The following is a 3,341-nucleotide window of genomic DNA, read 5'->3' as shown; positions in this document are numbered from 1 at the left end:
CCGCTAACGATAATATTGAGATTAACAACAGCGACATCAGAAGTGACATAGAATTTAATACTGGAAACCCAGAGCGCGCCAAAGAAAACTCAGGAAGCTTTGGTAACATTACCATTACAGCTCGCTCTCTATCCCTCAAAGATGGAGGGATATTAAAAGCTTCGACTCAGGGCAACATTCCAGCAGGTAATATTAAAGTTAATGCCACCGATTTTGTTGAAATTTCTGCAACTGGGAATAAACCCAGTAGCATAGCCACAGAAAGTCAACTAGGAGCCAAGGCTGTTGGAGACAATAAGCCTAAGGGAGGAACGATTGAGGTCACGACGGATGGTAAATTAACCGTATCAAATGGCTCATTCATCAGCGCTCGCAGCATCGGTGAATTTACAGGCGGTGATATCACAATCAATGCTAAGGAAGTAGAGGTCACCGCAGGGGGAGAAATTCTTTCTACTGCCACCAATAGTAGTTTATTCGAGGTAGTAGGCGTCACCGCAGGGGGAGAAATTGAGATTAAACCCTTAGATGGTGATAATAATGGTCAGCCTGGCAATGCTGGCAAGATTACAATTAACGCTTCAAAGCAAGTTATTGTTAGTGGTAGTGATCCAAAATCATCAAAATCGACTGTTGCTAGGATCAAGGATAGACTGAAAAAACAAAATAAAAGTATTGTTCCAGAAGATAACAAAATCAAAAAATCAACTCGTAAACTATCCGAGAAGCTCAATAAACTGGAACAACTAAATAATAAACTAAAGGATGATTTGTCAGAAAAAGAAATCAAAGAAATCAAAAGAAAAATCGAAAAAACTAACAAAGATATAGACAAATATCAACAAAGGAAAGAAAAATCAGAGCAAGAAAAAATCGATGAAAAACTATCGGCGTCCAATGATATCCTTGCTATCCAAGATGATATCCCTGAAAGCAGGATTTCAGTTGGAGCCACCAGAGGTAGCGATGCTGGAGACTTGACAATAAAAACCAAAAACCTAACTGTCGAAGATGGAGGACGAATATCAGTAAGTGCTGTGCGATTGAATCAGGATGGTTTTCCAGACCCTGAGGTGGATCCGAACGGTGAGGTGGATCAGAGCAAGCTAGGAGAAGCTGGCAAACTAACCATTGAGGCTGATTCTCTCACCCTAGACAATGGCCAACTTGTAGCTGCTACTGGAAAATCAACCGACCCACAAACCGACAACCAAGAAGCAGCAAATATCGATATCAATGTATCAGGATTGACAACACTCGATAACAACAGCCTAATCTTGGCTGATGCTACAGGGGATGGAGTCACAGGTGGGAATATCACTATTGACGGTGGATTACTGATCCTATTTCCCTCTGACGGTGAAACGGGTAACGATATCTTTGCTAATGCTGAAGGAGGCCAAGGTGGAAACATCACAATCACCCTCCAAGGCTTGTTTGGAAACTTCAGGTTACAGGAAGGTCCAACTCGATTTAATGATATCTCTGCTATTAGTTTTACAGGGGGTTCGTCTTTCGATGGGTCTGTGCAGATCGATGCTGCAGTTAATCCTACCCAAGATCCTGAAATCTTACCAACATCAATAGTTGACCCCTCAGCATTAATTGTTGCTAACTGTCCCAGGAGTGGAAAAGTAGCAGTAGATGAACTGGGTGAATTCATTGTTACTGGACGGGGTGGCTTACCCCCAAGTCCCCTAGACCCAATCAATCAAAGGTCTGTACTGGTAGATTGGATTACCCTTGATACTGAAGAAGAGAACATCGAAGAAACTACCTCTACTCCTACCCCTGAGGTTAGTTACTTACCAATGAGAGGGAAACGTCGTGCTGCTTCTACTCCTACTCCTGCTCGTCCCAAGAAGAAAATAGTGGAAGCTCAGGGTTGGACAGTGGGCGAGGATGGTACAATTATCTTGACGGCTGAGCCGAATACTGGTACTCCTAAGAGTAATTGGTATAACCCTAGGTCTTGTGGTAGCAAGGGTTGAGCCAAGGGATAGATAATATTGATGTTGCCGTTAACTGCAAGAAACGGCGTTGCTGAATTAAAGTATGAAGCGCGATCGTTTGGTTTTGCTAAAGCCCCCTAAATCCCCCAATTTTGGGGGACTTTGAAACTCTTGTTCCCCCCAGAATTGGGGGGCTAGGGCGTGTTTTAAAACTCGGAGATCCCCCTAAATCCCCCTTAAAAAAGGGGGACGAGCGAGTATGGCTCCCCCCTTTTTTAAGGGGGGCTGGGGGGGATCATAATCTTGCGGAAAACTTTGAAACTCTTGTTCCCCCCAGAATTGGGGGGCTAGGGGGGCGAAACCATACCCAAAATCAGCAACGCCGGAAATTGCTGCAATTTTGGAAATTATCAATATAGCACTACCCATTAAGATTAGGACATTTGTAAACTCCGAAACCTAGTCCTAGCTTACTTCTGACTTCTGACTTCTGACTTCTAACTTGCGCGTAGCGCTATACCGATTCGCTAACTATAGCGCTAGCTAAAATTGCTCAGATTAAGCCACTCTAAACTATAGCGCTAGGTTATTTAACTTCAATCCAATTACTTCAATATCGAAAATTTCAACAATTTTGGATTATAGTGCGATTGACATGCAGTCACGCTACGCGATGAAGCAAAGCTTCCGCGCTTATGCGATCGCACTGTATAAGACTAGCGCGCTAGGTTAAGTGCCTTCAGCTTAATCCAGCTACTGTTGCTGATTTGAGCAATTTGGAGAGAATGCGATAGAGCTAGCTTGATCAACAAGGCGTGAAAATCTGTTACTGTTGGAAATTCCAGCAATTTGGGCTAATCATGATAGCGCTAGCAACAGCAACGCGCGATAGTTATCGGAAATTCCAGCAATTTAGGAAATTATGCGATCGCTCTGATTCATTTAATATAGCGCTATCTAAACTGCAGTCCAATTCGTTGGCTATTGGATATTCCAGCAATTTGGGCTAATCACGATAATGCTAGCAACAGCAACGCACGATAGTTATCGAAAATTAGAGCAATTGTGGATAATTACGATAGCGCTAAGTTAATCAATTTCGGTAGTTATCGAAAATTCAAGTAATTTCGGGAAGAAATGCGATCGCGCTAGCTGGATAAACATTGGGTGAAAATCCGTTATTGTCGGAAATTCCAGCAATTTGGGAAATCATGCGATCGCGCTAGCTGGATAAACATTGGGTGAAAATCGGTTATTGTCGGAAATTCCAGCAATTTGGGGAAATCATGTGATCGCGCTAGCAACAGCAACTTGCTGAGTTATCGTAAATTCCAGCAATTTGGGATAATCACGATAATGCTAGCAACAGCAACAAAGGGTGAAAATCGG

At 42.9% G+C, this 3,341-nt stretch carries 1 protein-coding gene; it reads left to right on the top strand.

What is annotated here, in order from left to right; translation table 11 throughout:
- Positions 1-1,991 (top strand): S-layer family protein (locus tag F6K49_RS38005; RefSeq protein ID WP_293105415.1); only part of this gene is annotated, 1,991 nt, incomplete at its 5' end.
- Positions 1,992-3,341: the final 1,350 nt, after the last annotated feature.

Source organism: Moorena sp. SIO3I6, assembly GCF_010672095.1.
This window is presented reverse-complemented; position numbering and strand designations above follow the sequence as displayed.